This is a genomic window from Saccharothrix coeruleofusca (assembly GCF_014648515.1).
Lineage (GTDB): Bacteria > Actinomycetota > Actinomycetes > Mycobacteriales > Pseudonocardiaceae > Actinosynnema > Actinosynnema coeruleofuscum.
This window is the reverse complement of sequence record NZ_BMRG01000004.1, coordinates 292,648-318,155: the sequence shown is the minus strand read 5'-3', so window position 1 is coordinate 318,155 and position 25,508 is coordinate 292,648. Positions and strand designations below refer to the sequence as shown.

Annotated in this window: 28 protein-coding genes; 16 read left to right on the top strand and 12 right to left on the bottom strand. The window is 71.3% G+C overall.

The features are described from left to right. The first annotated feature begins 37 nt into the window (after positions 1-37). Positions 38-1,210 (top strand): coiled-coil domain-containing protein, encoded by a 1,173-nt coding sequence (locus tag IEZ00_RS13590; RefSeq protein WP_194523939.1) that lies wholly within the window; start codon positions 38-40, stop codon positions 1,208-1,210. 385 nt (positions 1,211-1,595) lie between these two features. On the opposite strand, the gene IEZ00_RS13585 is transcribed toward IEZ00_RS13590, so the two are convergent. Both IEZ00_RS13585 and IEZ00_RS13580 read right to left on the bottom strand, forming a co-directional pair. Next, on the bottom strand, positions 1,596-2,354 hold the full coding sequence (locus IEZ00_RS13585) for an SDR family oxidoreductase (protein ID WP_189223581.1): 759 nt from the start codon (positions 2,352-2,354) through the stop codon (positions 1,596-1,598). Between the two features lie 14 nt (positions 2,355-2,368). After that, complete coding sequence (locus tag IEZ00_RS13580) at positions 2,369-2,866, bottom strand: carboxymuconolactone decarboxylase family protein (RefSeq protein ID WP_189223580.1); 498 nt, start codon at positions 2,864-2,866, stop codon at positions 2,369-2,371. A 249-nt stretch (positions 2,867-3,115) separates the two neighbouring features. On the opposite strand from IEZ00_RS13580, the gene IEZ00_RS13575 reads away from it, so the two are divergent. Further along, positions 3,116-3,994 carry an RNA polymerase sigma-70 factor gene (locus IEZ00_RS13575; protein ID WP_229795585.1) on the top strand — a complete coding sequence of 293 codons (879 nt, stop codon included), beginning with the start codon at positions 3,116-3,118 and terminating at the stop codon, positions 3,992-3,994. A gap of 518 nt (positions 3,995-4,512) precedes the next feature. Here IEZ00_RS13575 and IEZ00_RS13570 read toward each other — a convergent pair. After that, on the bottom strand, positions 4,513-5,286 hold the full coding sequence (locus IEZ00_RS13570) for an oxidoreductase (protein WP_189223579.1): 774 nt from the start codon (positions 5,284-5,286) through the stop codon (positions 4,513-4,515). 80 nt (positions 5,287-5,366) lie between these two features. Between IEZ00_RS13570 and IEZ00_RS13565 the strand changes: the two genes are divergently transcribed. After that, positions 5,367-5,945 (top strand): TetR/AcrR family transcriptional regulator, encoded by a 579-nt coding sequence (locus tag IEZ00_RS13565; RefSeq protein ID WP_189223578.1) that lies wholly within the window; start codon positions 5,367-5,369, stop codon positions 5,943-5,945. A gap of 227 nt (positions 5,946-6,172) precedes the next feature. Here the strand turns inward: IEZ00_RS13565 and IEZ00_RS13560 are convergent, their stop codons facing one another. Beyond that, on the bottom strand, positions 6,173-6,316 hold the full coding sequence (locus IEZ00_RS13560; RefSeq protein WP_189223577.1) for a hypothetical protein: 144 nt from the start codon (positions 6,314-6,316) through the stop codon (positions 6,173-6,175). Positions 6,317-6,639: 323 nt separating this feature from the next. On the opposite strand from IEZ00_RS13560, the gene IEZ00_RS13555 reads away from it, so the two are divergent. The 3 genes from IEZ00_RS13555 (at position 6,640) to IEZ00_RS13545 (ending at position 10,136) form a co-directional block, all read left to right on the top strand. After that, positions 6,640-8,187 (top strand): tyrosine-type recombinase/integrase, encoded by a 1,548-nt coding sequence (locus IEZ00_RS13555; RefSeq protein ID WP_189223576.1) that lies wholly within the window; start codon positions 6,640-6,642, stop codon positions 8,185-8,187. A 128-nt stretch (positions 8,188-8,315) separates the two neighbouring features. Beyond that, positions 8,316-9,083 (top strand): dienelactone hydrolase family protein, encoded by a 768-nt coding sequence (locus tag IEZ00_RS13550; RefSeq protein WP_189223575.1) that lies wholly within the window; start codon positions 8,316-8,318, stop codon positions 9,081-9,083. Between the two features lie 561 nt (positions 9,084-9,644). Then, on the top strand, positions 9,645-10,136 hold the full coding sequence (locus IEZ00_RS13545; RefSeq protein WP_189223574.1) for a hypothetical protein: 492 nt from the start codon (positions 9,645-9,647) through the stop codon (positions 10,134-10,136). Between the two features lie 115 nt (positions 10,137-10,251). Here the strand turns inward: IEZ00_RS13545 and IEZ00_RS13540 are convergent, their stop codons facing one another. The 5 genes from IEZ00_RS13540 to IEZ00_RS13525 all read right to left on the bottom strand — a co-directional run bounded on the left by IEZ00_RS13540 (position 10,252) and on the right by IEZ00_RS13525 (position 14,798). Further along, the gene (locus tag IEZ00_RS13540; protein WP_189223573.1) at positions 10,252-11,214 is read right to left on the bottom strand and encodes a serine/threonine dehydratase; all 963 of its coding nucleotides are present in this window, start codon (positions 11,212-11,214) and stop codon (positions 10,252-10,254) included. After that, complete coding sequence (locus IEZ00_RS37755) at positions 11,211-11,450, bottom strand: hypothetical protein (protein WP_268248724.1); 240 nt, start codon at positions 11,448-11,450, stop codon at positions 11,211-11,213. Before IEZ00_RS37755 ends, IEZ00_RS13540 begins: the two co-directional genes overlap by 4 nt. After that, the gene (locus IEZ00_RS13535) at positions 11,402-12,220 is read right to left on the bottom strand and encodes a nitrilase-related carbon-nitrogen hydrolase (RefSeq protein ID WP_268248709.1); all 819 of its coding nucleotides are present in this window, start codon (positions 12,218-12,220) and stop codon (positions 11,402-11,404) included. Before IEZ00_RS13535 ends, IEZ00_RS37755 begins: the two co-directional genes overlap by 49 nt. 109 nt (positions 12,221-12,329) lie before the next feature. Further along, positions 12,330-13,061, bottom strand: coding sequence for an IclR family transcriptional regulator (locus IEZ00_RS13530; protein ID WP_189223572.1), 732 nt, complete (start codon positions 13,059-13,061; stop codon positions 12,330-12,332). A gap of 75 nt (positions 13,062-13,136) precedes the next feature. Beyond that, positions 13,137-14,798, bottom strand: a complete 1,662-nt coding sequence (locus IEZ00_RS13525) for a serine/threonine-protein kinase (protein ID WP_189223571.1) — start codon at positions 14,796-14,798, stop codon at positions 13,137-13,139. Between the two features lie 200 nt (positions 14,799-14,998). Here IEZ00_RS13525 and IEZ00_RS13520 point away from each other — a divergent pair, with 200 nt between their 5' ends. The 3 genes from IEZ00_RS13520 to IEZ00_RS13510 are packed head-to-tail and all read left to right on the top strand — an operon-like array spanning position 14,999 to position 16,003. Then, entirely contained in the window at positions 14,999-15,325 is a 327-nt protein-coding gene (locus tag IEZ00_RS13520; protein ID WP_189223570.1) for a PadR family transcriptional regulator, read from the top strand. After that, entirely contained in the window at positions 15,322-15,678 is a 357-nt protein-coding gene (locus tag IEZ00_RS13515) for a DUF1048 domain-containing protein (protein WP_189223569.1), read from the top strand. Before IEZ00_RS13520 ends, IEZ00_RS13515 begins: the two co-directional genes overlap by 4 nt. Before the next feature lies 1 nt (position 15,679). Beyond that, positions 15,680-16,003 (top strand): DUF1048 domain-containing protein, encoded by a 324-nt coding sequence (locus tag IEZ00_RS13510; RefSeq protein ID WP_189223568.1) that lies wholly within the window; start codon positions 15,680-15,682, stop codon positions 16,001-16,003. A 35-nt stretch (positions 16,004-16,038) separates the two neighbouring features. On the opposite strand, the gene IEZ00_RS13505 is transcribed toward IEZ00_RS13510, so the two are convergent. Further along, on the bottom strand, positions 16,039-16,617 hold the full coding sequence (locus tag IEZ00_RS13505; RefSeq protein ID WP_189223567.1) for a TetR/AcrR family transcriptional regulator: 579 nt from the start codon (positions 16,615-16,617) through the stop codon (positions 16,039-16,041). 82 nt (positions 16,618-16,699) lie between these two features. Between IEZ00_RS13505 and IEZ00_RS13500 the strand changes: the two genes are divergently transcribed. Next, positions 16,700-17,581: an SDR family oxidoreductase gene (locus IEZ00_RS13500; protein ID WP_189223566.1), complete on the top strand. Its 882-nt coding sequence runs from the start codon at positions 16,700-16,702 to the stop codon at positions 17,579-17,581. Between the two features lie 79 nt (positions 17,582-17,660). Here the strand turns inward: IEZ00_RS13500 and IEZ00_RS13495 are convergent, their stop codons facing one another. Further along, positions 17,661-18,896, bottom strand: a complete 1,236-nt coding sequence (locus tag IEZ00_RS13495) for an epoxide hydrolase family protein (RefSeq protein ID WP_189223565.1) — start codon at positions 18,894-18,896, stop codon at positions 17,661-17,663. Between the two features lie 241 nt (positions 18,897-19,137). Between IEZ00_RS13495 and IEZ00_RS13490 the strand changes: the two genes are divergently transcribed. From IEZ00_RS13490 to IEZ00_RS13465, 6 genes are all read left to right on the top strand, one after another. Beyond that, entirely contained in the window at positions 19,138-20,214 is a 1,077-nt protein-coding gene (locus tag IEZ00_RS13490) for a MerR family transcriptional regulator (protein ID WP_209618935.1), read from the top strand. Positions 20,215-20,315: 101 nt separating this feature from the next. Beyond that, complete coding sequence (locus tag IEZ00_RS13485; protein WP_189223563.1) at positions 20,316-21,221, top strand: cyclase family protein; 906 nt, start codon at positions 20,316-20,318, stop codon at positions 21,219-21,221. Between the two features lie 73 nt (positions 21,222-21,294). Then, positions 21,295-22,131 carry an alpha/beta fold hydrolase gene (locus IEZ00_RS13480; RefSeq protein WP_189223562.1) on the top strand — a complete coding sequence of 279 codons (837 nt, stop codon included), beginning with the start codon at positions 21,295-21,297 and terminating at the stop codon, positions 22,129-22,131. Beyond that, positions 22,124-22,684 (top strand): TetR/AcrR family transcriptional regulator, encoded by a 561-nt coding sequence (locus IEZ00_RS13475; RefSeq protein ID WP_189223561.1) that lies wholly within the window; start codon positions 22,124-22,126, stop codon positions 22,682-22,684. The genes IEZ00_RS13480 and IEZ00_RS13475 overlap by 8 nt, the downstream gene beginning before the upstream one ends. Positions 22,685-22,949: 265 nt before the next feature. Then, on the top strand, positions 22,950-23,753 hold the full coding sequence (locus IEZ00_RS13470) for an SDR family oxidoreductase (protein WP_189223560.1): 804 nt from the start codon (positions 22,950-22,952) through the stop codon (positions 23,751-23,753). Positions 23,754-23,830: 77 nt separating this feature from the next. Beyond that, positions 23,831-24,721 carry a helix-turn-helix transcriptional regulator gene (locus IEZ00_RS13465; protein ID WP_189223559.1) on the top strand — a complete coding sequence of 297 codons (891 nt, stop codon included), beginning with the start codon at positions 23,831-23,833 and terminating at the stop codon, positions 24,719-24,721. A 23-nt stretch (positions 24,722-24,744) separates the two neighbouring features. Here IEZ00_RS13465 and IEZ00_RS13460 read toward each other — a convergent pair whose 3' ends face one another. Further along, entirely contained in the window at positions 24,745-25,500 is a 756-nt protein-coding gene (locus tag IEZ00_RS13460; RefSeq protein WP_189223558.1) for a GbsR/MarR family transcriptional regulator, read from the bottom strand. Positions 25,501-25,508 lie beyond the last annotated feature (8 nt).

Sequence of the window (25,508 nt, the reverse complement as noted above, 5' to 3'; positions counted from 1 at the left end):
TCGTTTCTAGAAACGTAAACTCGGCTAGCATGATCGGATGATGAACGCCGCAGAGCCGCAGGTGACGCCCGCCCCGGAGCCCCGAACCCGCCCGTGCGCCCACTGCGGGCGTCCGGTGACCGCCCGCAAACCCACTGGGCGCCCGCCCCGCTACTGCCCGCCCGACCAGCGCGACTGCGCGGCCCGCGCCCGCGCCGAGCGGATCGCCGCCCGCGCGGCGGACACCGCCGGCGGGCCCGCCGCGCTGCGCCAGAGCGTGGTCGAACTGGCCGGACACCTCGACGAGGCCTGGGAACCCCTGCAGGACCTCGTCGAGTCCGCCCAAGGCGCCCGTACCCTGCTCACTACGCTGCGGGACGACCTCATCGCCCGCGTCGAACGCGCCGAGCAGGCCGCCGAGCAGGCCACGGCCGCCCGCGAGCAGGCCGACCAGCGCGCCCTGGCCGCCGAGGTCGCCCGCGACGACGCCCTCGACCAGGCTCGGCAGGCCCGCGCCCAGCGCACCGAGGCGCTGCGCGCCCGCGACACCGCTGAACAGGCCACCCAGGACGCCCTGCGCGCTCAGGAACGCCTGCGCGCCGAACGCGACGCCGCCCGTGAGCAGGCCGACCAGGCCGCCGCCACCGCAGCGGCCACGGTCACCGACATCACCGCCACCGCCGATCGGCGCGTCCAGGCCGCCGCCGACGCCGCCGCCGCGGCCCGCGAGCAGGCGGCGGCACTGCGCGCCCAGGTCGAGAGCCTGCGTGACCAACTCCGCGACCGCGACGAACGCCTGCACGAGGCCGCACGGGCCGCCGACCGGCTGCGCGCCGACACCGAGCACCGCCTCGCCCAGGCCGCGGCCGACGCCACACACCGGATCGACCAGGCCGTCGCCGACGCCGAGCGCCGCGTCGAGCAGGCCCGCGCGGAGCTCGCGGCGCTGCGCGAGCAGCACGAGCGCCGTGTTCTCGACCTCGGCCGCCAGCTCGGCGCCCAGACCGAACGAGCCGACCGGCTCCAGCGGGCCCACGACCGCCACCGCGAGCTGATCGACCGCCTCCTCGCCACGGCCCGGACCGATCCCGCCACCCCGACGCAGGACCCCGCCGACCGGGAGCAGGCGGATGTCGAGCACGGGGCGCGGAACACCCTGCACGCTGTCATCGCCATGCTGGAGTCCGCACGGGTCACACCCGACGGCACCGAGGCACCGTCCTCACCGTGAGTGACCAACGAGGCAAGTGCGTCACGAGGTCGTGCATTCCGCTTCCGTCCCGCCCGGACCGACCGACCGGGCGGGACGGATACGGGAGCAGATTTCGACCGGCTGCGGATAACCCGAACAGGTAGTCGGGGCTGAACAGCAGCGGTACAGCCGTTGACGCCAAGCCGAGATCCGCAGGACAGGCCACCACAACCGCAAGGGTCATGTAAACAGTCAAGCTGTCGCAGTTGCGTCGGTGTCGCAGTTGTCGGGGTATCGCGTTGTGTTTGGCTCAGAGGAACTACCGAGTCCCCGAGCGCAAGGTCCGGAGGGGCCCTTGTTCTCGAAACTTCGGGCCGTGGCGTTCCGAGAACAAGGGCAAGGCCGCGCCGTAGGGCAGGCCGGTTCAGGGGTGGGTGTCGAGCCACTCCTGGAAGGTGGGTCCTGCGAGCTTGGCGTGCGGGCTGGGCAGGAACCCGCCGTTGGCGGCGATCTCGGCATCGGGTATGCCGGAGCCGCCGACGCCGACGACCTTGATGCCTCGACGGGCGCCGAGGAGTTGGGCCGCCTCGGCCATGGTTTCCTTGCGGGGTCCGGCGATCTCGGGGATCGGTGTTTCAGGGGCGGTCGCGCCGGGGTCGGTGGCCAGGTCGACCAGTTCCTCGGCCACGGTGCGGCAGGCCACGAGCTGGGTGGGCAGGGCCGGGATGTAGGCGACGTCGCTCTGCTGCCAGTCCAAGAGCTGCCCGACGAATTCGTGGAACTGCGCGGCCCGCAGGACGCGAGCGGGGAGCGGGCCGGACAGGAGGAGCTCCTCGTGCACCTTCTTGGCGGCGAGGAAACCGGCGGTGGCCTTGTCGACGCCGATGATGGACGCCACGGTGATCTGGGCGACCCCCGCCTTCTGGCCCGCCTCCTGCAGGTTGCGGGCCGACGTGCGGAAGAACTCGGTCGCCGCCTCCTGCTCGGAGCCGTGCCACGAGGCGACGTCGATGATCACCTCGACTCCGGTGAGCGCCGCGGCGAGGCCATCACCGGTGATGATGTCCACGCCGGTGGCCCGGGACATCGGCACGACACGGTGCCCCCGTTCGGTGAGGACGTCGACGACGTGGCGGCCCAGCCGCCCGGTCGCTCCTGCCACCGCGAACTTGGTGGTGCTCATGGTGTGTGCCCTTCTTACTCGCTGTAGTTCTGGCCGGGGGGCATGCCGGGAATCGGCTTGGCGATGAGCGCGGCGGGGGTGAAGAAGCCGATGTGGGCGATCACCATGACGAGCGTCCAGAGCGCCTTGTCGTCGTAGTGCGCGGATGCCTTGGCGTACAACTCGTCGGGGACGCGCTCCCCGGACGGGTTCGGGGTGAGGACAGCCTCCACGAGCTCCAGCGCGACCCGTTCGGCGGCGGTGAAGTAGGTGGCGTCCTGCCAGGTGGCCACGGCGGTGATGCGCTTCTCCGATTCCCCGAGCCCGCGAAGGCTGTTGGTTTCCCGGACGGTGAAGTACGTGCTGCCGAGGATCTGCCCGGCGCGCAGCTGCATCAGGCTGACGGTCGCCGGGGGAATCGCATCGTTCCTGAGGACTTTGTGCAGGGCTCCGGCGACTTCCGCCATCTCTGGGACGAACCGGATGGGGTTGGGCATGCGCGACCGCGGGTCGGTCGTCGTGCTTGTGGACATGGTCAGGACTTCCTCACTCGTGGTGTCGCGTTGTGACGAGCAAGAGATCCCGGTGACCTGCTCCCTGTGACAGTTCGGCCATGTGACGGGGGCCACCGATAGTTGGTGTCACAAAGCGGTGAGGGGCGGGATCGTATGGACATGGCACGGTCGCGAACGAACAGGCGAGAACCAGCGATGGGCGAACGACGCGAGCAACCGACGGACGCGGCAGGCCCCTTCGCTCGTGGCAGCCACGTGGACCGCGCCATGGACTCGGCGACCAAGGCGTTCGTGGCCCATCGCAACCTGCTGTTCACCGTGGCCTACGAGATGCTCGGTTCAGCTACCGATGCCGAGGATGTCCTGCAGGAGACCTGGCTGCGGTGGGTGGGCGTCGACCTCGACACGGTGCTGGACCCGCGCGCGTTCCTGATCCGGATCACCACCCGGCAGGCGCTCAAACGACTGCGGACGCTCGACAGGCGCAAGGAGTCCTACGTCGGCCCGTGGCTGCCCGAGCCGCTGCTGACCGCCCCGGACGTGGCCGAGGACGTCGAACTCGCCGAGAGCGTCTCGATAGCGATGCTGCTGGTGCTGGAGACGCTCGTCCCGACCGAGCGGGCAGTGTTCGTGCTGCGTGAAGTGTTCGACCTCGACTACGACGAGATCGCGGAAGCCGTCGACAAGACCCCGGCCGCGGTGCGCCAGATCGCCCACCGGGCACGGGCACACGTCGCCGCGCGCAGACCGCGCGGCACCGGTTCCCCCGCCGAGCACCGGGCCGCACTCCAGGCCTTCCAATCAGCGGTCGAAACCGGCGACCTGCAGAGCCTGCTCGACATCCTCGCGCCGGACGTCGTCGCCCTCAGCGACGGCGGAGGAGTCAAACACGCCCTGCTGCGGCCCATCATCGGCGCGGACAACGTGGCTCGTCTGCTGGCCGCCGGCTGGTGGAAACGCGACGCAGGAAGGTCAGTCGAGCCGGTACAGATCAACGGTGGCCCAGGACTGCTCATCCGCGTCAACGGGGAGATCGACGGCGTGCTCGCGGTGCGGGTCGAGAACGGCTACGTCACCGGCGCCTACCACGTGCGCAACCCTGAGAAGCTGTCACGCGTGGAGCAGGAGATCGCCGTAAGCCGCTGAGCTTGCCGAGACCGGCCCCGCCCGGCGCGCTCCCTGCTCCGGCCACCACATGACCGACGAGGCTGCGCCCGGATGCCGCGGCGCCGCGGCGCCGCGCCGCCCATTCCTCCGCATCCGGCATTGTCCGTGGCGCTGAGTGCAGCGCGTTTTGGAAGGCATTGCCGGTATCCGTTCATGCCGCATAGCGCGCGTTCGGTGACCGACGTTTCCGCGCAGTCCCGCGCAGTCCCGCGCGGTCGGCGGTCGCGAGGTCCACGACGCCGAAGTCGAGGTGCATCTGCTGGGAGGTGCCGTCCGGCCAGTTCGGGGAGACGTGTTCGGGTGCGGACTGGACGACGATGACCGGGAGGCCGGGGGGTCTGAATGAAGTGGTGGGTCGGCGTGCGGTGGATCGAGCCACCGAGCAGCCGGTGCCAGAAGGCGCTCTCCGCCTCGATCCCGGCAGCGTCGATGATCACGGAACTCAGGGTGATGGGCATGGTGACGGTCCTGTTCTTCGCGCTGGTACTGGTCGGTGCTCAGACGGTCGGGATGATGCCGCCGTCGACGCGGAATTGCGCCCCGGTGAGCCACTTCGCGCGGCCGGAGGCGAGGAAAGCGATCATCTCGGCGACGTCCTCGGGATCTCCGGGGCGGCCCATGGGGACGTTCAGGCGGTCCACGATCTGCCGCGTGACCTCCTCGGTGGTCACGCCCTGCTCCTCGGCCATGTGCCGGAGGTGGGCGGTGGCGCCGTCGGTGACGACGAAGCCGGGAAGGACGCAGACCACACGCACCCCGTGCGCGCCGACCTCGGTGGCCAGTTCACGGCTGTAGGTGTTGAGCGCGGCCTTGGCGGCGGCATAGGAAGCCTCGGTGCGCTGGGGCAGTTGGCTGGCGATCGAGGAGACGTGCACGACGACGCCGGAGCCCCGCTCGACCATTCCCGGCACCAGGGCCCGGTCCAGGCGCACGGCGCTGAGGAGGTTCATATCCAGGTCCGCCTGCCAGGATGCGTCGGACCGGCTCAGGGTCGGCGCCGGGGCGCTGGCCGCGCCGGCGTTGTTCACGAGCACGTCCACCCCGCCCACCTGGTCGACGACTCGGCGGCCGAGCTCGGCCACGCCCTGCTGCGTCGAGAGGTCCGCAGGCATGAAGATGGCGCCGTCGTCCTCCTCGGGCCGGCTGCGGGAGGCCGTCAGCACGGTCGCGCCCGCGGCGACGAAGCGACGCGCGGCAGCCGCGCCCAGGCCCCTGCTGCCACCGGTGACCAGCACTCGCAAGCCGTCCAGGCCCTCGTCGGTGTTCGGCATGGCAAATCCCCTCCGTAAGATGAACCTGACTCCGGAAACTGTACACATAAGCGGAACCGGACTCACCTTATGGAGGTTCCTTGTCGTCATCACGCCCGCTGCGCGCCGACGCGCGACGCAACCGCGAGGCACTGCTGTCCGCAGCCCGTCAGGCGTTCCTCAGCGGCGGCATCAACGTGCACGTGGAGGACATCGCCCGCAGCGCCGGCGTCGCCGTGGGCACGCTCTACCGCCACTTCGAGACCCGCGAGGCGCTGATCGAGGAGGTCTACCGCAAGGAGGTCGACGACCTGTGCACCGCGCCCGGCGACCTGCTGAACCAGCACGCCCCGGAGGAGGCCCTGCGGCGGTTCCTGCTGCTGCTCGTGGACCACGCCGCCGTGGGCAAGGGGATGTCCGTCGCGCTGGAGAGCATCATGGCCACGGATTCACCGGTCTTCGACGACGCCCGCACCCGCATGGGCGACGCCCTGACCCGTCTGCTCGATGCGGGCAGCGCGGCAGGCACCATCCGCGGCGACGTCACCGGACCCACCCTGCTGCGGGCTCTGGGCGGCATCTGCGCCATGCGGGTGACCGAGGGATGGCTCGACGAGGCCCGGCAGATCACCGCCCTCCTCCTCGACGGTCTGCGCCACGGGGCCCCGCGCGCGAGCTGAGCCAAGGACGCGCGTGCCTGGTGTTACTCCTGCCCGCTCCCGTCGTCGTCCTCACTGCTCCAGCTCCGGGCGGGTCGGCTCCTGGGTGAACGTCCCGCGAGACTCAGCGTGCTCGTCGGCCAGGAACTCAACGGGCACAGACCGGAACCTGGTCGATCAGCCCTGACCTGCGGATCTCGGCTCAGGGTCAACCGCTGCTGCTCACCCCCGGTGGTCGAAGTGAGGGGTCAGTTCGACGGACTCGCCGACGCGGTGGCGAGCACGACGACCAGCGCCAGCGCGCCGACGTCGGTGACCATCGACGGGAGCACCCCGGCAACGCCGAACCGCTCCCGCGCTGCGGTGAGCACCTCCGGCGGCACCAGCCACACCCCGCCGTCCCGACCGTGAAAACCACCGACGCCAACCCGGTCAGGACGAGCAGCGGCGTGGTCCAGCGGCCCGGACGCACCGCGGTCCGGTCACGTGACGACAGCGGTCCTCCCCCCGTCCGACACAGCCTGATCATCGGCTGCGGGGAGCCGGCGGGGATCGGGCTGGGCGTCGGGGCAGGAGGCCCGATGGTCGCTCCGGCAACGGTTCAAGGGCAGGCCAAGTCCGATGTCCACCCGTTCTGGGAGCCACATCAGAACACTTCCCGACTGGGAAACGTCATCCGGTGTCGGTGGTGCCGACTGTCGATAGGCTGCCGGTTGTGATCGTCGAACCGCCGCAGTCGCCTGGTCCGTCGGTGTTCGCACCGGTCCTCGCCGAGGACACGGCTCACGATCCCAGCAGGCGGCACGACTTCTCCTTCGTCACCGAGTCGGAGATGCGGACGCTGGAGCGGCTGCTGCACGACTGGCTCTCCGGCTATGCCTCGGCTGCCACGCGCCGGTCCTACGGCGATGCGCTGGGGCTGGACCGTCGATGGGTCGAGGCCATCGGGCGCCCCGAGGACTTCGCGTTCATCCCCCCGGCGACTGCGGGCGCGAACAGGACAGGCACACCTGCGGGGTCGGGAGGCACGAGCAGGCACGCGCCGCCCACCAGACCAGGGCGTTACCGGGACTGGGCGTGGTTGCGGTGGTGTGACCGCAACCAGGTGCACCCACTGCGCGCGGACAGCACTGCGGTCAAGCGCTGGCAGCTGGAGTTGGGCGCGCTGGGCATGCCCAAGGCGACCCGTGCCCATCGGCTGGCCGCTGTGGGCGCGATGTACGCGCACCTGGCCGAGCACGGTGCCGTCACGGTCGATCCGACTCGCTTCGACCGTTCCCGGCTCGGCCTGGGCGCTCATCGCGACACCTCCCCCACCGTGGTGCTCACCGCCGAGCAGGTCGAGCGGCTGATGCGCACTGCGGCCACCCCGCGGCGGGGCGTGCATCCGGTGATGCGCTATCGGTCGGTGGCCATCGTGGCGCTGTTGACCCTGGGGGTGCGCATCGGCGAGCTGACCGGTCTGCGGCGTGGCGATGTGCACACCACCCGAGGGCGGCGGGCGCTGCGGGTGACCGGCAAGGGCAACAAGGTCCGCACCGTCTACCTGTCGACCCTGGCTGCCTCCGCGCTCGACGATTACCTGGCCGAGCGGGACCGGTGGAGCGCCGCGGCGGTACCCGCCCTGCCCGGACAACTGCGCGGGCAGCTCTCCCCGCTGATCGCCACCCGCGACGGCGGCCCGGTCGACCCGCGCGACATGTGGTCGCTGCTGCGTCGCCTGGCCCGCAGCGCGGGCCCTGCCCTGGCCGATGTCGCCGATCGGATGGGGCCGCACGTGCTGCGTCACTTCTACGTCACCACAGCTGCGGAAGCGGGCGTGGACATGACCCACATCCAGGCCGACGTGGGTCACTCCTCGGTCGAGACCACCCACCGCGTCTACAACCAGGCCGCCCGCTCCCCCGACCGCTCGGCCGTGGACGCCGTGGAACAGGTCCTGCTCGCCGCCCGTGCCCGCCACACCCCGCCGCCCGCCGCGGCTCAGGCGATGACTGACGAAAGGCCGCTTCTCCCTGTGGACGTGTCGGAGGCGGACGAGCACTCGGCGCTGCAGGTGCTGTGGAACGGACTGCGCACCGGGGACCCGGTGGAACAACTGCACGGTCTGCAACTGCTGCGACAGGCCCTCCGCGCCGACACGCCCTCCTCGGCTGCCGATCGGGTGCTTTCGGCGTTGATCGCCCAGCCACAGCCGCATCCCCGCGTGCTGGCCGAGGCCACGGCGCTGCGCCGCGCCCAAGCTCCGGCGGAGGTGAACTAGTCCGATAGCGCTGCCGTGGGGCCGGGGTTTGTGACGGTTCTCGTGAGTCCTCGCCGTAGTTCGGAAGTGTTCTGCCCGTGGCAGAACACCAGCCGGAGCGGGCTCGACGATCACTACCGTCCAGTCTCGTGACGACGATTACGACGCGTGCGGTCGAGTATCCGGCCGACGGTTTGACGATGATCGGGCACCTCGCACTCCCTGCCGGTGCCGACCACCGGCCCGCGGTGTTGCTCGGACCAGAGGGCATGGGGCTCAGCGATGTCGAGCGCCGCCGGGCCGACGCCCTCGCCGAACTGGGATATGTGGCGCTGGCCTTCGACCTTCACGGCGGGCGCTATCTGGGCGACCCCGAGGAGATGCTGGGCCGTTGCCTGCCGCTGCTCGCTGATCCCGACCGGATGCGGGGCATAGGTCATGCGGCGCTCGACGTGTTGCGCGCTGAACCGCGGACCGACCCCGACCGGATCGCCGCCATCGGCTACGGCACCGGGGGCGCTGTCGGGCTGGAACTCGGGCGCGGCGGCGTCAGCCTGCGCGCGATCGGGACAGTCAACGCACTGACCACGGGCCGACCGGGCGAGGCGGCGCGCATTCGCTGCCCGGTGTGGGCCGGTGTCGGGTCGGAAGACCCGATCATGCCGCCCGCGCAACGGAACGCGTTCACCGCGGAGATGCAGGCCGCAGGCGTCGACTGGCGCCTCACGGTCTACGGCGGCGCCTTGCACGCCTTCCACCACCCGCCGGTCGACCACCCTGTGGTCCCCGGCGTCGGCTACCACCCGCGGCACGCGCAGCGCGCCTGGCGCGACGTCGTCGACCTGCTCGCCGAGTGCCTGCCCGTGACGGAGGATCTGGGGCACGTCCCGGGTGAGCGTGCTGGCGTCGGGCACTGACAGTCCTCGCGGTCGATGTCGCGCCGAGTGGCTCGGCGTACGAGGCCGGCGAGTTGGCGTGGGTCGGTGGTGGTTGTTGTCCACGTTCCACACAGCCAGGGCACGGGTGCGGTGCCGTTGGCTGGTCCAGGTGTGGACGTGGCAGCAGGAACTGTCGCCGGCGACGACGCGATGCGCCTGGGTGATGCCTTGGCGGTGAAGAAGGTTCGCGCGGTCGACGAAGGAAATCGCGGTGACCGCGTTCTCGTCGGCGATCGATGCCGTGGGGACGGTGCCTGTCGACTGTGCGCATCGAGATGGTGATCCCGCCGACATCAGACGGACGTCGGGGAGATCGAGCCTCTTGTCGTCGTTCGGAAGGGCAGGAAATCGACTCAATCGCGGTGTTCCGGAACGGGGACTGGTCGGCGACGTCCACTCCGGCTTCTCCGGGGTTGATGGCCAGCCGGGACCGGTCCCCGTGGACACCGTCAAGCTCAGTAGAGCGCACAGCGGTACAGGCGACCGTTGAGTTGAGGCGCAGCAAGGGGATCGGCCCTACTGTGAAACGACGGAGGGAACATGTCCACCTTCACGCGAAGGATTCGTTCGGGCCTCTTGGTCCTGATCCTGACGGGAGTCACTGTGCTGGTCGCGGGGCCGCAAGGCATGGCGTCACCAGCCGGTGCGCAGCCGACTGGCCCGGTTGGTTCGCTGGCCTCCTACGAAGGGAACCGCGTCAAGGAAGCTGGCGACCCCAAGGTCTGGCTGGTCTTGTGCGGACAGCGCGCGAACATTCCCAATGAGCGCATTTACGAAGGCCTTTTCCGGGACTGGGAGGGTATCGTGACGATGTCCGACGTGGATTCCATCGGCCAGGGGGCAGGCCTGAACGGCGCGTTCCTCGCGAAGGGACCCAGCGCGCACGTGTACCTCGTCAGGCCGGAGGGGGGAAGGAAGCACTACATCGCAAGTGAATCCGCGTTCAACCGTTGGCACTTCGACTGGGATAAAATCATCACCACCGACCAGTCCTACCTGGACAGGCTGTCCAACGGCTGTATTTTGGGTTAGCTCCCGTGCTCTGGGCCGGTTGTCGGCAGGGCCGGCACCGGTCCAGGTCGCGAGTAATGCTCGGAAGCGGTACCGCCCCCGTGTCAAGCCGACCTCCCGGTAGGACAACGACTTCTCAGCGGCCGGTACTCGACGGCGGTGTCGCGTTGGCCCCCGAGACGACGACGGTGGCTCCGTCGGGGAAGTCTTCGGGGTGGGCGAGCAGCGCGGCGAGAGCGGTGGCTCCGCCGGGTTCGGCCACGATGCGCAGCCGCTGGTAGAGGAGTGCCTGGGCGGCGGCGATGTCCTCGTCCGCGACGGTGAGGGTCTTCGTGCCCAGCGAGAGGCCGACCGCAGTGGCTATGCGCCCCGCCCGGCGGGCGCCGAGGCTGTCCAGGGCGATCCCACCGACTTCCACGTCCACCGGTTCGCCCGCCTCCAGCGCTGCTGTGAGCGAAGGCGCCGAGGACGGTTCGGCTGCGATCACGCGGTTGCGCCCGTCCAGCGCCAGAGCGACTCCCGCGTACAGGCCTCCCCCACCGCACCCGACCAGCACGGGCTGTCCCTCCGGCACCTGCTCGGCGAGCTCCAGGCCGAGCGTGCCCTGCCCGGCCACCGTCTGCGGGGCGTCATAGGCGTCGACGTGGAAGGCGCCCTCGCGCCGGGCGTGATCCCGGCTGGCGGCCAGCGCGTCGGCGTAGAAGCCTTCGACGCGGCGCAGGCGCGCGCCGAGGGATTCGATGATGTCGGTCTTGGCCTTGGGCGAGAAGTCGGGTACGAACACGGTGGCGGGCAGGTTCGCTGCGCGTGCCGCCCAGGCCACGGCGGCCCCGTGGTTGCCTCCCGACGCGCAGCAGACGCCCGCGGTCGGGGCGCCGCGTTCCGCGACGCGCAGGAGGGCGAGCGTGTTGGCCGCGCCACGGACCTTGAAGGAGCCGGTGTGCTGGAGGAATTCCAGTTTCAGGGTGACGGGGACGGGCACGTCCAGTTCCCCGGCCGCCACCCGCATCACGGGGGTGCGGCGCACCACGTCGCGGATTCGTTCGGCCGCGCGGGCGATGTCCGCCGACGAGGGGATGTTGACGGGCTGCTCGTTCATGGGCGGTGTCCGAGGGAGGTGGTGGGCGAGTCGGCTGAGGGGGACGCGCTCGGACTGTCGCTGGTCCGCACGGCGCGGCGGTCCGTGGTGTCCACGTGGAGGCGGAAGATGTCGGGCCGTGCGTAGTGGCCGACGGGGTCGAAGTCGTAGCGGGCGCGAGGGATCAGTGCCATGTCGAGGTCCGCGGTCAGCAGGATCTCCTGGTCCAGGACGGGCCCGGCCAGCACTTCGCCCAGCGGGCCGATGATGCTGCTGCCACCGCGGGAGACGAGTTGCTCCGGGTCGGTGCCGTACGGCGTGGGGTGGTCCGGGGGAAGTCCCCGACGCGCAGGCACTGGTTCGCCACCAGCACGAAGCACCTGCCTTCCATGGCGATGTGGCGCATGGTCGCGTGGTGGCTTTCCCTGCTGTCCGCCGTCGGCGCGCAGTACAGCTCGATGCCTTGCGCGTACATGGCCAGCCGTGTCGCGGGCATGAGGTTCTCCCAGCAGATCACGGCCCCGAGCCTGCCGAGTTCGGTGCGGTGCACGTCGAGGGTCGAGCCGTCGCCGAATCCCCAGATCATCCGCTCGGCGCCGGTGGGCATGAGCTTACGCCGCTTGCCGAGGAGCGCTCCCGCGGCGGAGAAGAACAGGACCGTGCAGTAGAGCGTGCCGTGCTCCCGTTCGACGACGCCGATGACCAGGTGGGTGCGGGCATCGGCCGCCAGTTCGCCCAGCCGGTCCGTGACGGGGCCGGGCACCTCCACGGCGCCGCTCCAGTACCGGGCGAACTCCTCTCGTCCGGCTGCGGTCCGGTCGCCCACCACTGCCCCGAACGCCGATCCCTTGGGGTAGCCGCCGATGAACGCCTCGGGGAACACCACGAGATCCAGGTTCCGCTCGGCTGCCTCGGACAGCCACCGCTCCACGACGCGCAACGTGGCCACCGGGTCGAACGGGACCGGGGCGGCCTGCACGACGCCCGCCCGAACGACTCTGTTGTGAGTGCTGTCGTCACTGGTCATGCCCGCGAGGATGCCGGTGATGACGCGGTTGGGGGGAGCCGTTGCCCCGTTCAGTGGGACATGTGGGGCATGAGCAGGCGCTGGGTCGCAGCGGGATGATCGGTCCGGTTCACGGTGAGACGGTCCCGCTGAGCCGCGAGAGCGCCTTGGCGGCCGCGCGGACCTGATCCGTCAAGGGGGGCAGCGGCCGGGACGCCGGGACGGACACCGACAGCGCTCCGGTGATGGCCCCGTGGCGGGCGAGGACGGGTGCGGCGGCACAGCACAGGCCGTCGCTCACCTCCTCGTGGTCGAAGGCCACGCCGGAGCGGGTGAACCCGTCGAGTGCCGCACGGGTGCGTTTCGCGATCCCCCGGTCGGTCACGGCTTCCAGTGCGCGCTTGCGCCGCTCCTGGGGGAGCCCCGCGAGCAGGACCTTGCCGACCGCGCTGCCCGCCGGTGGCTGGAGGAGCCCGACTTCCGAAGGCGCGACATCCCCGTCACGCCCCACGAGCTTGGCCACGTAGCAGACGGCGTCGTCCACCAGGACCGCGAGGTGCACCGTCGCTGCCGTGCGCCGGTGCAGTTCAGCCAGGACGGGTTGCCCGACGGCGGCCAGTCGCGCTCCCGACCAGCGCGATCCGAGTCGGAACAGGCCGGAGCCCAGGGTGAAGCGCTCGCCGACCCGAGTCACGGCACCGTGGTCCTCCAGCTGGGTCAGCAACCGGGACACGGTCTGCTTGGGGATGCCCGTCGCGCGGGTGATCTCGGCGCAGCGCATGGGGGTGCCGGAGGTCTCCAGAGCGCCGAGGACCGTGAAGGCCCCGTCGAGGACCCCGCGCCCGGATGGTGGTCCGCTCATCGCCCACGCCTTCCCTGGAGGAGAACCGGTGACAGGTGATTCGCTGACAGCGTCGTGCCCGGTCGCGCTCGGCGGTCAGTTCGACGGGGTGGCGGGGTAGACGAAGCCCTCGTCCCGGATGTACTGGTAGCCGACGCTGATCTGGTCCTGGGCGCACGCGTCGGTCACGCAGGTGGCGTTGTCCCCGCGACCCTCGTGCCAGAACAGCCGCAGTGCGACGGTGCCCTCCCGCTGTGCGGGGTAGACGTGCCCTTCCTCGCGGACGAAGACGTACCCCACTTCCTCCTGCTGCCGGACGCACGCCTCGGTCCCGCAGGTGACGATGTCCCCGCGAGCGTCGTTCCGGTAGGTCCTCAGCGGCACGGTGCCTTCCGCACGGGAGGCCAGCACCCGCCCCTCCGTGCGGGCCAGGCCGTACTCGGCGCGCCGTTGCCCCAGGCACGCGTCGGCGGCGCAGGTGGCGTTGTCCTGAGGGCCCGGGTTCCAGTACAGCCGCAGATCTTCCAGAACGGGCCTCGCGGCTGTGGACGACGAGGCGGTGGTGGACGACGTCGGAGCGGTCGAGGCCGGTGCGGGCGGTGTCGTGCTGCGCGGCCCCTCCACCGTTCCACCGCTCGCGGTTCCCTGGTGCGGCCACTGCTGCCAAACGATCGCCGCCGCGGTCAGCAGGGCGAGCACGGCCACGCCCGCGATGGCCGTCACCGCCCACCGCAGGCCCCGGCGGGCGGGCGGCGGGGCCGGGGAGGGGTGCCCGACCCGCGTCGGCTCGCCCGCGAAGAGCGAGGTGGAGGGCGGCGGGGAGACGGCGGAGCGGGCCGTCTGCGCTGCGGGCGCGGGGTCCTGCCGTCCGGCGGGCAGCAGTCGGGCGACGGCGGCGCGCTGGTCGTCGATCATGCGGTGCACGGCGGGCAGCCAGGGCCGCACCGACGGCGGGACGGGGTGCGCCATGTCGAGGACCTGCTCGGGGCTGGGGCGCCTGCCGGGGTCCTTCTCCAGGCACCGCTGCACGAGCAGGCGCACCCGCGGCGGCAGTGCCGAGAGGTCGGGGTGGGCGCTCACGACGTTGCTCAGCGTCTGCCACGTGGAGGCGCCCGCGAACGGGCTGCGTCCCGTGCACGCCGCGGCGAGCACCGCCCCCAGGGAGAACACGTCGCCGGCGGGCCCGAGCGGGCGGGACTCGGCCTGCTCGGGGGACATGAACCCCGGCGAGCCGACCATGGAACCCACGTGGGTGAGGTGTCCGCCGGGGTCGTCCACGGCCTTGGCGATGCCGAAGTCGATCACGCGGAGGCCGTCGTCGGTCAGCAGCACGTTGGAGGGCTTGAGGTCCCGGTGCACCAGGCCGACCCGGTGGATCTCCTGCAACGCCGCCGCCAGTCCGGCGGCCAGGCGCAGCGCCGACTCCTCCGGCAGCGGTCCGGCCGTCGCCACGGCCTCGTGCAACGAGGGGCCCGGCACGAACACCGAGGCCAGCCACGGCACGTCCGCGTCCGCGTCGGCCTCGACCACGGCGGCGGTGTAGGCGCCGGAGACCCTCCTGGACGCCTCGACCTCGCGGCTGAAGCGGGCGCGGAACCCCTCGTCCTGGACGAGGGCGGCGCGGACCAGCTTGACCGCGACCAGTCGTCCGTCCGGGCCGGAACCGAGCAGCACCCGCCCCATGCCGCCCCGGCCCAGTTCCGCGAGGACGCGGTAGCGGCCGATGGCGGTCGGGTCGGACGCTGCGAGCGGCTTCACGGCACCCCCTCCGAGCGGGTCGACTGGCGCTGCGGATTCCGTGCGCTCCGGCGGTTGCTTCGCCGGGACGCGTCCCGGCAAGACCGCGCCATCCTAACGATGATCAACCCCGCCGCCGCGTCAGGAGTGGCTGACACGAACCACTACTCGGTGATACCGTATAGCGGTAGTCGGTGTTACGCAGTACCGGAAGGAGGGCTGTGGAGGACCTGACGGAGATGCTCAAGGGCACGCTCGAGGGGTGCGTGCTGCAGATCATCGGCGGCGAGGAGACCTACGGGTACGCCATCACGCGTCGGCTGAACGAACTCGGCTTCACCGACGTCATCGAGGGAACGGTCTACACCATCCTGCTGCGACTGGAGCGCAACGGGCTGGTCCGGGTCACGAAACGGCCGTCCGAGAAGGGGCCGCCGCGCAAGTTCTACGCGCTCAACGACGCGGGACGCGAAGAACTGGCCAGGTTCTGGGCGAAGTGGGAGTACCTCTCATCTCGGATCGACAAGCTCAAGGAGGGCGGGAGATGAACTTCTGGGAGACCGTGACGGGCAGCGATCTGACCAGGGCGTGGAAGGCGTTCGAGGCCAGGGCCAAGGCGTTGCCCGCAGGCCACCGGGCGGCGTGGGAGCGGATCAAGGCCCACCTCCTCCCCCGTTCCGGCTTCACGGGGCGCGACCTGCTGCCGGTCCTCGACGGCGTCCTGGGACTGCTGGAGGAGACGGCCGCGGACGGACAGGGCGTTGACGAGGTGCTGGGCGACGACATCGCGGGTTTCTGCGCCGCGCTGGCGGGCGGAGAAGGGCTCCGCGACTACCGCGACCGGTGGCGCGAGCAGTTGAACAGCAACGTCGCGCGCAAATTGAGCAGGCTGGGGGGCTGACATGGGCATCCGGGACATCATCGAGGGCAAGAAGCACTGGCGGGCGCACGTGGCTCGGGTCAAGGCGCTCCCGCCGGACTACCGGATCGTCTACGGGGAGATCCAGAAGTACTTCTTCAAGGTCGGGCCGGTCAACCTGCCCGACGGGCGCCTGCTGTCGGGGATCGTCGACTTCTTCGAGGAGGGCGCCGCGGCGGGCAGGCCGGTCCTGGAACTCGTCGGCCACGACGTCGCCGCCTTCTGCGACGACCTGATCAAGGACTCCCCCACTTACACGGACATCTACCGGGCGTCCCTCGGCGGCGAACCCGGCAAGACCTCCTGACCCGAGGCGATCGTCCCGCTGTCCGCGTCAGCCGGTCAGCCCAGCGAGGCCGTTGCCGCGCGCAGGTCGTCCAACGCGGCCAGCGCGTGGTGCGCGAGCCCCCGCCCGTCGTCGCGGTCCTGTTCGGACCACTGGGCGTAACCCCGTTTGAAGGCGAGGACTCCCAGTTCGGCCGCGAGGTGCGCGGTGGGCTCGGGGATGTCGCGGGCGACGAGCGCGGTGGTCATGGCGGCCGCGAGACCGACGCTCTTGAGGGCGTCCCGCTCCTGCAGTTCGGTGCTGGCCGCCACGGCCACTTTCAGCCGGGGGCCGAGTTCGCGGTTCGCCGGGCCCATGGCGCTGGAGGCGCGTTCGAGGCCTGCCGCGACGGCCTCCAGCGGGCTGGCGTTCGCGGGCGCCTCGGCGATCCCCTCGGCGAGCAGCCTGCTCAGCGTCTCCTGGCCCGCGACCAGCAGTTCGCGCTTGTCGGAGAAGTGCCGGAAGAAGGTGCTCTTGGTGACGCCCGCGCGTTCGGCGATCTGCGCCACGGTGGTGGCGTCGTACCCCTGTTCGGTGAACAGGTCGACGGCCGCGACGACGAGTCGGTGGGTCGTGTCCGGTTGCCATCGGGCCATGTGCCCATCATAGGTGATGGGACAAAAGTCCCATCACTGTGTACGGTGACGGGACAAAAGTCGCATCACTTGGGGAGGGCCCATGCGCGTTTTCGTCACCGGCGGTACCGGCACCATCGGCTCCGCCGTCGTCGCCGAGCTGCTCAACGGCGGCCACACCGTGCTCGCGCTGGCCCGCTCGGACAAGTCCGCGCAAGCCCTCGCCGCCGTCGGGGCCAGGGTGCTGCGCGGGCAGTTAGCCGACCTCGACGTCCTGCGGGCCGGCGCAGCGCGGTCCGACGGTGTGATCAGCCTGGCCTTCGGCAGCGACTACAGCACCGAGCAGGCCCTCGCGCGGTCGATCGCCGAGGAGAGCGCCGCCATGGCCGTGCTCGGGGAAGAGCTCGTCGGCAGCGACCGCCCGATCGTCACCGTCTCCGGAACGCCCTGGGTGGCCGGTCGCGCCTGCACCGAGGCCGATCCGCTGCCCACCGACGGGCCGGTCGGCGGTCGTGGCCGTTCGGTCAACGCGCTGCTGGATCTGGCCTCGCGCGGCGTCCGCGCGACGGCCGTCCGGATGCCGCGCACGGTCCACAACGAGGGCAGGGGCGGATTCGCGGGCCTGCTGACCGATCAGGCACGCCGCACCGGCGTGGCGGGCTACCCCGGCGACGGCACCCAGCGCTGGCCCGCCGTGCACGCCCGCGACGCGGCCGTGCTGTTCCGGCTGGCGCTGGAGTCGGCACCGGCCGGGACGGCCTGGCACGCCGTGGCGGACGAGGGCGACGCGGTCCGCGACATCGCGGCCGTCATCGGCAGGCGCCTCGGGCTGCCGGTCGAGCCGGTGCCGCAGGAGAACTTCGGCCCGTTCGGTCCGATCTTCGCCATGGACCAGCCCGCCTCCAGCGCCCGCACCCGCGAGGTCCTCGGGTGGTGGCCCCGGCACCCCAGCCTCCTCGACGACCTGGAGAACATCCAGCCCTGAGGCCCTCACGCCGGGCGCAGGCCGCGGCAGACGTCCACCGGCCGTTGTCCGCACCGCCTCGCACCACTGCGCGAGGGTTTCAGGGCCTGCGGCCGCGGAAGGTGCGGCGCAGGTCGCTCACCCAGGCCTCGGGGTTCTCCCAGGGGATGAAGTGGCCGCCGCGATCGTGGGCGCTGACGTTGACGTGGTTGAACCAGCGGGCCTGCGGGCCTGCCTCGAACGCCCGGACGCGCTCGTCCGCGGTGTGGACGCCAGGCGGGTTCTCGTAGGTGACGAGGGTGAGGCCGACCGGGGCCTGCACGACCGGGGTGCGGTCGTGGGCCGGGGCCCAGGGGTAGCGGTTGGCGTTGGCGTAGTAGCGCATGGACGTGGCGATGGAGTTGTTCACCCAGTAGATCGTGGCGTGGGTGAGCATGTCGTCCTTGGTGAAGACGGACTCGACGTCGCCGCCGTTGTCGCTCCAGGCGTTCCAGCGCTCCAGCAGCCAGGCCAGCAGTCCGGCGGGCGAGTCGCTCAACCCGTGGGCCAGGGTGGCGCCGTCGAGCGTGTGCACGGCGAGGTGGGACGCCCAGCGGCGGTCCAGTTCGACGATGCGGGCGCGAACGTCGGCGGGCTGGTCCTCGGTCAGGGGGAGGTTGCGGGCGAAGTCCCAGGAGCGGGGACCCGCGAAGAAGTCCAGCGGCAGCCCTGATCCGATGTGGACGCCGTAGAGCTGGTCGGCGTACTTGTGGCCGAGCTGGCTGGAGACCAGCCCGCCGATGTCGCAACCCCCGGCCGCGTACTTCCGGTGTCCCAGGGTCTCGGTCATCAGGGTGTGCCACAGGTCGGCGACCTTCCAGAAGTTGACGTCCGGAAAGCCGGTGAGCGGGCCGGGGAAGCCGAAGCCGGGCAGGGACGGCACGACGACGTCGAAGGCGTCGGCGGGGTCGCCGCCGAACGCGGCCGGGTCGGCCAGCGGGTCGATCACCTTCGACCAGTGCCAGAACGTCCACGGCCAGCCGTGGGTGAGGATCAGCGGGATCGGCCGGGGGCCGCGGCCGGCCTTGCGCATGAAGTGCACCGGCACACCGGCCACGCTCACCTGGTAGTGCTCGTAGGCGTTGATGGCGGCCTCGGCCCCGCGCCAGTCGTAGCCGTGCCGCCAGTAGTCGACCAGCTCGCGGAGGTAGCCGTCCGGGACGCCGTAGGACCAGTCCTGATTCCCCTCGTCCAGCGGCGCGCGGGTCAGCGCGAGGCGGGTGCGCAGGTCGTCGAGGGCCTCGTCGGGCACGCGGATCGGGGTGGGCTGCAGGGGGAAGGCGTGCGGAGTCGTCATCGCGTGGTTCCTCACCGGCGGGGAAGCGGTGCCGTCGGGCGGTCGGGCGCCGAACCGGGCCGTCGGCGCGTGGGACCTGTACCAGTACCACTCGTCCGCCCGAGGTGTCCGGACGCTGCCGCCGCACCGGTTCGGCTTGGACCGGGAACCGGCATGATCGCGCCACGGCCTGTTGACCTTGCCCCTGGGGGAAGCAGCAGCATCAAATCACCGGTCGCGGTGACCGGGGACGGGGAAGGTGGTGGGGGACCTGCTGACGATCGGGGCGTTCGCCAGGGCCGCGCGGCTGTCGCCGAAGGCGCTGCGGCTCTACGACGAACTGGGTCTGCTCCGACCCGCTGCGGTGGACGCGGAATCCGGCTACCGGTTCTACGACGCCGACCAGTTGGAGCGGGCCCGGCTGATCGCCTGGTTGCGGCGGCTGGGCATGCCGTTGGCGCGTGTCCGCCGGGTGTGCGACCTGGGGGCCGCGGAAGCGGCCGCGGAGATCGCCGCCTACTGGGACCACGTCGTGGCCGAGACCGCCGCGCGTGGACGGCTGGCCACCTTCCTCGTCGACTACTTGTCCGGAAGGGGAAGTGCCGTGGCCGACGAGGTGAGCACCTTGGGTATCCGGTACGCCGCGCGTTCGGTGTCGGGGCTGGTGCGCACGAGCAACGAGGACGTGGCCTACGCGGGCAGCAGGTTGCTGGCGGTGGCCGATGGGATGCGAGGACCCGGCGGGGACCGGGCCAGTGCGGCGGCCGTCGCGGCGCTCGTGCCGCTGGAGACCAGGAGCGTGCCCGCCGACGAGCTGCTGGGGGTGCTGGCGGAGGCGGTCGGGGAAGCGGACCAGGCGATCCGGGACATCGCCGAGTCCACGCCCTCGGGCGAGGTGGTCACCACGCTGACCGCGATGCTGTGGGCGGGGTCGAGGCTCGCGCTGGTGCACATCGGCGACACCAGGGCGTACCTGCTGCGCGGTGGCGAGCTGTTCCAGATCACCCACGACCACAGCCACGTGCAGTCGCTGGTGGACGAGGGCAGGCTCACCGCGGAGGAGGCGGCCTCGCACCCGCACCGCGCGATGCTGGTCCGTGCGCTCACCGGCTCCGGCACCAGCAGGCCCGACCTGTCGCTGCACACGGCGTTGGCCGGTGATCGGTACCTGCTGTGCTCCGACGGGCTGTCCGCGGTCGTGCCCACCGGGGCGCTGCGCGAGGCGTTGATCGGGACGGGCGATCCGGAGCGGGTGCTGGACGACTTGCTGGAGCTGGCCTACGAGGCGGGGGCACCGGACAACATCGCGTGCGTCGTGGCCGACGTGGTGGAGGTGTGACGACCGGGCGGGTACCGCCTGCCAGTGGTGGCGGTACCCGCCCGACCTCGATGTAATGACAAAAATTGATTTCTGTCATTACAACCACGTAGTGTGGCCCCATGGAAGAACGACACGCGGAGGCCGTCGCGCGCGGCGCGGAGGACCTGCCGGACAACTGGGGCCGCTGGGGCGAGGACGACGAGCTGGGCACGCTCAACCTGATCACCGGGGAGGCCCGCGCCAGGGGCGCCGCCGAGGTCCGCACCGGCAGGGCGGTGTCGCTGGCGCAGCCGGTCCGGCCCCGACCGCTGGTCAGCGGCCCCTTCGCCCCCTCCAGCCAGGAGGTCTCGGCGGTCCAGCAGGTCATGGCGTACACCGGTTCCCCGGCGCCGGCGACGGCCGACGTCATGCTCGTCGCCAACCACCACCTGGGCTCGACGCACATCGACGCGCTCGCGCACATCCACCGCGACGGCCTGGTCTACCCGGGGCGCAGCCTGGCGGAGAGCGTGACCCTGGCCGGGGTGCACCACGGCTCCACGACGGCGTTCGCCGCCGGGATCACCACCCGCGGAGTCCTGGTCGACCTGGCCGCGGACGGCCCGCTGCAGCCGGGCCACGCGGTCACCTCGCGGGACTTCGAGGCCGCCGAGGAACGCCAGGGGGTGCGGCTGGAACCGGGGGACGCGCTGGTGGTCCGCTGCGGGTGGTCGGCCGCTCCCGACCCCGAGCGCCCCATGCCGGGGATGAGCCTGGACGCGGTCCGGTGGATGCACGGGCGCGGCGTGTCGCTCTACGTCGGCGACATCGGCGACGCGCACCCGGCGCTGGACCCCGCCTGCCCCCTGCCGCTGCACGGGGTCGCCCTGCCCTTGATGGGGATGCCGCTGGTGGACGGGGCCGCCGTGGACGAGCTCGCCGCCGTCTGCGCCGAGCTGCGCCGTTACTCCTTCCTGCTCGTGGTCGCGCCGCCACGCATCCACGGCCTGACCGGGGTGCCCGTCAACCCGATCGCGCTGTTCTGAGCGGCGGGTTGACACCACTGGCTAATGTCATTAGCTTTTAGGCTATAGACATTAGCCAGTGGAAGCGGTGGACATGACGGAGTTCCTGGAGTTCGACGGTGGTCGGCTCGCCTACGACGTGGCCGGTGAGGGGCCGCTGGTGGTGCTGGCCCACGGCATCGGCGACAACCGGTCGGCCTACCGCGAGGTGGCCGCCGGGCTGGCCGCCGCCGGTTACCGCGTGGCCAACGTGGACCAGCGCGGCCACGGCGAGTCCAGCACCGGCTGGGCCTCCTACACGCGCACCGACTCGGCCGCCGACCTGCTGGCCGTGGTACGCCACCTGGGCGGCCCCGCGGTGCTGGTGGGCCACTCGTTCGCGGGCGGCGCCGCCACCATCGCGGCGGCCCAGGAGCCCGAACTGGTCGGTGCCGTGGTGGAGATCGCCCCGTTCACCCGCGCGCAGAAGGTCGACTTCGGTGGCCTGTTCTCGCACGCCCGGTACCGCAAGGGCATGGCGCTGCTCATGGGCATGGGCGCGTTCCGCAGCGTCGGGCTGTGGAAGCGCTACCTCCACCACGCCTACCCCGGCGCCAGGCAGGCGGGCTTCGCCGGGCACCTCGCCGCGCTCGACGCCGACCTGCGCAGGCCCGGCCGGATGGCGGTGGTGAGCAGGATGGGCCTGTCCCCCGCCACCGACGCGGGCGCCCGGCTCGGCGACCTCCGGTGTCCCGTGCTGGTCGTGGAGGGGTCGCTGGACCCCGACTGGACCGATCCCCGCGCCGAGGGTGAGGCCGTCGTGGCGGCCATGCCCGCAGGGCTGGGGCGGGTCGAGGTGATCGAGGGGGCGGGACACTACCCGCACGTCCAGTTCCCGACCGAGGTGCTCGCGGTGATCCTGGCCTTCCTCCGGGAGGTCAGCCGTGGCTAGGGCGGCGCTGTCCGCGGACGCGGTCGTCGGGATCGCGCTGCGGCTGGTCGACGAGCAGGGGCCCGCCGCGCTGACTCTGGCGGCGGTGGCCTCCAGGGCGGGGGTGGCCACGCCGTCGCTGTACAAGCACGTGCGCAACCTGGCCGAGCTGCGCGCGCTCATGTCGGCGCGGATCCTGGAAGAACTCGCCGAGCGGATCGGGCGGGCCGTGCTCGGCCGCTCCGCCGACGAGGCGATCCGCGCGTTGATGACGACCTGGCGCGACTACGCCGTGGAGCACCGCCACCGGTACGCCGCGCTCGTCCAAGCCCCGGAGCCGGAGACGGCGGGGGCCGGGGAGAAGCTGGTCGACATCATGCTGGCGGCCCTGCGCGCCTACGGCATGGAGGAGTCCGAGGCCATCCACGCGGTGCGCTGCCTGCGCGCGGCCGTCCACGGTTTCGCGGTGCTGGAAACCGAGAACGCGTTCCAACTGCCCGATCAGGTGGACGAGACCTACGAACTGCTGATCCACATGGTGGTCACCGGGCTGAGGACTCCTCGCCGCGCCTGAAGCCGGGGTTGAGCAGCAGCGGTGCAACCCCGACCCGCTCCGGAACGGGCACTCGCGGTACCTGTATCACCAGGATCTCCCGGACACGCAGGACGCCTGTCAGCCTGTACGAGTCGACGCAGAGCAGAGGTAACAGCTCCACGGGAGACGCGCACGGCGGCCGCCCGAGGAACGCACTGCGGCTTCACCCCCATCAGTTCGACTCGGCTGCACGGACGCGCGGCCGTGTCGGCACGTGCTGCCACGGCAGAAGGAACGAAAACCGATGACGGAAAACCAGTTCACCACTCACGCGGACCTTTTCGATCTGAGTGGGAAGAGCGCACTTGTCACTGGCGGCACCAGGGGCATCGGGATGATGATAGCGCGCGGCCTCCTGCAGGCCGGTGCCCGCGTCATCATCAGCTCGCGCAAGGCGGACGCATGCGCGGAGGCACAGCACCTGCTGTCCGGATTCGGCGACGTTCGAGCATTCCCCGCGGACCTGTCCGGGTACGACGAGTGCCAGCGCCTCGCCGATCTCGTCAAGGCCGATTCGGAACGCCTGGACATCCTCGTCAACAATGCGGGAGCGATGTGGCGCGAGCCGCTGGAGACGTTCCCGAACGAGGCCTGGGGCGCGGTGATCGACCTCAACCTCAAGTCGCCGTTCTGGCTGGTGCAGGCACTGCTCCCGGCACTTCGCGGGGCGGGCACCGCCGATGATCCCGCGCGGGTCATCAACATCGGCAGTATCGCCGCCATCCACGTCGCCGATTCGCCGAACTACTCGTACGCCAGCAGCAAGGCGGCACTCCACCAACTCACCAGGGTGCTCGCCAGGGAATTGGGCCCGCAGCACGTCACGGTGAACGCGGTAGCCCCTGGACCGTTCCCGTCGCAGATGATGGCGGCCGCGCTCGATGCCATCGGCGACACGATCGTGGCGAAAGCCCCGCTGCGCAGGCTCGGCCGCGACGACGACATGGCGGGTGTCGCCGTGTTCCTCGCCAGCCGGGCCGGGGCTTACCTCACGGGCGCCGTCATCCCGGTCGACGGCGGCATCGCCACGACCGCATCAGGTACCTAGGCGTCGGCGCGAGGCCGTGTCATCGGGGTACCAGCAGAACCTCCCTTCGCCTGCGGACATGCCCCTACGGTGAAGGCGTGGCCCCGATCGATCCGCGCACCGAGATCAAGGAATTCCTGAGTTCGCGTCGCGCGCGGCTCACGCCCGAGCGGGCCGGACTGCCCGTCCACGGCGGCAACCGCCGGGTCAAAGGTCTGCGTCGCGAAGAGGTGGCTCTGCTGGCAGGGGTGTCGGTCGACTACTACGTGCGCATGGAGCGCGGCAGTCTCACCGGTGCCTCCGACGGTGTGCTCGACGCGATGGCCTCCGCCCTGCAGCTCGACGAGGCCGAGCGCGATCACCTGTTCCACCTCGCGCGGCAGTCCAGGGCACCCGGCGGTCCACGCCGCCCGCGACCCGCCGTGACGGTGCGTCCGGCACTTCAGCGGGTGCTCGACGCCATCACCGACGCGCCGGCGTGGATCTGCAACGCTCGTTACGACGTGCTGGCCACGAATCGACTCGCCCGCGCGCTGTATTCACCGGTGCTCGCCGACACGCGGCGGCAGGCGAACACCGCTCGGTTCATCTACCTGGATCCCGGAGCGGCAAGGACGTTCTTCGTCGACTACGACCGAATCGCCTGCGATGTGGCCGCGAAGCTGCGCATGGAAGCCGGTCGCGATCCGCACGACGAGGAACTGACCGCCCTGGTCGGTGAACTGGCGACAAGCAGTGAGCTGTTTCGGCAGCGGTGGGCATCCCAGGACGTCCGGCTCCACCGGTCCGGACGCAAGCGTGTGCACCACCCGGTAGTGGGCCTGCTCGACCTGGACGTCGAGTCGATGGAGATGTCCGCCGAACCCGGCCTGCTCCTGAACGTCTACACCGCGCCCGCGGGCACGGCGACCGCGGACGGTCTGGCCCTCCTGGCGTCGTGGGCGGCAGGCCGGGAGAAGCGGGCGACCGGGATCCAAGCACTCAACTGATGTGCCAACCCGTTCAGTCCGGCCTACCCGCGATCCGAGGCCGGCGCGGCGATGCCGCTCGTGGCCGTTCCGGGCTGGGTGTGCAGGATCTCGTGGGCCTGTTCGGCGGCGCGGGCGATGCTCTCGCCGACGAAGTCGATGAAGCGGGCGATGTTCTCCAGGCGGGTGGCGGCGGGGCTGCCCGGACCGAGGACGTCGACGCCCTGCCGCGCGGTGCCGGCGAGTGCCGCGTGGGAGCGGGCGGCGGCGATCATCGACTGGTACCAGACGTCGGTGTCGGCGGTGTAGTGATCGCGGCGGCGTTCGTCGCGTTCCCGGCGGATGAGACCCTGGCTCTCCAGGAAGGTGGTCGCCTTGGACACCGAGGCCGGGCTGACCCGCAGGCGCTGGACGAGTTCGGCGGCGGTGAGGCTGCCCGCGTCGGTGGTGTAGAGGCTGGTCAGCACTCGGGCGGCCATCCTGGGCAGGCCGGACTGCATGAGCAGGGCGGTGAAGGTCTCCTCGTAGTCGCGCACGGTCGAGGCGTCGCGCCCGTGCGCCTGCGAGAGTGCTTGAGGGCTTCGGGGGGTGGTCTTCCTGCGTCGACGGGCGCGGTGCTGGGTGGCGTGCTGGGCCAGGTCGGGGCGGTAGGCGGCGGGGCCGCCGTTGCGGATGACCTCGCGGGTGATCGTCGAGGTGGGGCGGTGCAGTCGTCGGGCGATCTCGGCGTAGGGCAGGTCCTCGGCCAGCCCCAGCGCGATCTGCTGGCGCTCCTGCTGGGTGAGCCTGCCTCCGGGCATCGCGGTCT